Origin of the sequence: Lactobacillus gallinarum (assembly GCF_002160635.1) — a bacterium.
GTDB lineage: Bacteria > Bacillota > Bacilli > Lactobacillales > Lactobacillaceae > Lactobacillus > Lactobacillus gallinarum.
This window is the reverse complement of sequence record NZ_NFKZ01000061.1, coordinates 1-1834: the sequence shown is the minus strand read 5'-3', so window position 1 is coordinate 1834 and position 1834 is coordinate 1. Positions and strand designations below refer to the sequence as shown.

The window sequence follows — 1834 nt, the reverse complement described above, 5'->3', positions numbered from 1 at the left end:
GCAAAAACTGCTATCAGCGCAATCCATTGAAGCATTATGCTGTCTTTTTGAGAATGCTCTCTAGACGCTTTAAAGCTAAATTTGATGCCACCAGCATCGATGAGTTCGTTGGTGAATTCCAAAGGACTATGCCAGGCTCCCCTTGTCCCAGCACACCAACCGTCTATCGCTATATTGATCAGGACTTGCTGGACATAAGCAATATTGATCTGCCTATGAAGCTCAAAAGACGCAGGAACAAGCGTCATCACGGCCATGGCGGTCATGCTTTGCACAAGAAGAATCTTGGCAATTCCATTGAACAGCGTCCTAAAGAGATTGAAGACAGAAAAACGCCGCTGCACTGGGAAGGAGATCTGGTTAAAGGCGTCAGACGCAAGAATCAGCCTGCTTTAATGACTTTGACCGAAAGAACCACACGCTTTGAAGTAGTTATCAAGATTCCTGACTATCGGGCAAGCACATGCCAAAGGCTGCTTCAAAATGAGATTGACAGACATCCTGCCTGGTTTAAATCGATCACGTTTGACAATGGCTCTGAGTTTGCGGATATGATCAAGATCAAAGGCTGCCAGATCTACTTCGCCCACCCATATTCTCCATGGGAAAGGGGCACAAATGAGAACCGCAATGGTCTTTTGCGTCAATTCTTCCCTAAGGGCAAGAGTATGAAAGACAAAACAAAGGCTTATGTTGAACAGGCAACCAATGCCATTAACCACAAACACCGCCGAATCCTCCAATATCAGACAGCAGAAGAACTCTTCAAGCAATACATTTCTTCATAGCCTAACTGTTGCACTTAATTTGACAATTCAGGTTTGCTTTTTTTATATCGCCTATCGCCTATTTTTATAGCTTGTTATTAGCCAAAATAAGCCTCTATCCTGCAATATTGTCTGATATAAGGCTAATTTACGGTTATTTGGATACTAAGTCCTTTTTATTTAGTTTCTCTTCTGATATCGCAAATTTTTAATTCTGAGAATATTTATTTCCTGAGTTTTATAAATTCGCAGATTTTGGAAGTATTAAACACATATAAGACCTTATATATTTTTACTTACAGGTTTCAGCCCTTAATTTTGAATTTTTACGATATTATTGAAGCATTGAAATATTATTTGTAACCTGTCAGACGATTTGATATTCAATTTTTATTGCTTTAAATATAGCTTGGAAGCATTGAAATATTATTTGTAACCTGTCAGACGATTTGATATTCAATTTTTATTGCTTTAAATATAGCTTGGAAGCATTAAATATGTCTTGCTTACGCTCTTCAGATTTTTTACTAAATCTAAGACTGTTTTATAGCCCTCCAATCAAAAGATACTTTTTCTCTTTCTTTCATCAACATGAGAAGCAATTAAAGCTGTTTTATCAGAACATAATGAAAACCAAAAAAAGTCTTAACGCAGATCCAAAATCTTACGTTAAGACTTTTTAATTACGGAGACTGAGAGATTCGAACCCTCGCACCGGAATAACCCGATCTACACCCTTAGCAGGGGCGCCTCTTCAGCCACTTGAGTAAGTCTCCAATGGGCCTAAATGGACTTGAACCATCGACCTCACGCTTATCAGGCGTGCGCTCTAAACCAGCTGAGCTATAGGCCCATATAAAGCGGGTAACGAGAATCGGACTCGCGACTAAAGCTTGGAAGGCTTTCGTTTTACCACTAAACTATACCCGCACCTAATATAAAAAATGAATGGCGCGGGACGGAATCGAACCGCCGACACAAGGAGCTTCAATCCTTTGCTCTACCAACTGAGCTACCGAGCCATCTTACGGTCCATGTGGGATTTGAACCCACGATCTCCTCCGTGA

General features: G+C 40.3%; 1 protein-coding gene and 4 tRNA genes. 1 reads left to right on the top strand and 4 read right to left on the bottom strand.

Annotated elements, in window-relative coordinates; all coding sequences use genetic code 11:
• A partial coding sequence (locus B5E95_RS10240) for an IS30 family transposase (protein WP_143437606.1) occupies positions 1-788 on the top strand: 788 nt, incomplete at its 5' end.
• Between the two features lie 665 nt (positions 789-1453).
• Here the strand turns inward: B5E95_RS10240 and B5E95_RS10235 are convergent.
• The 4 genes from B5E95_RS10235 to B5E95_RS10220 all read right to left on the bottom strand — a co-directional run bounded on the left by B5E95_RS10235 (position 1454) and on the right by B5E95_RS10220 (position 1789).
• Positions 1454-1543 (bottom strand) — tRNA-Ser (locus tag B5E95_RS10235).
• A gap of 2 nt (positions 1544-1545) precedes the next feature.
• Positions 1546-1620 (bottom strand) — tRNA-Ile (locus B5E95_RS10230).
• A 6-nt stretch (positions 1621-1626) separates the two neighbouring features.
• Positions 1627-1697 (bottom strand) — tRNA-Gly (locus tag B5E95_RS10225).
• A gap of 19 nt (positions 1698-1716) precedes the next feature.
• Positions 1717-1789 (bottom strand) — tRNA-Phe (locus tag B5E95_RS10220).
• Between the last annotated feature and the right edge of the window lie 45 nt (positions 1790-1834).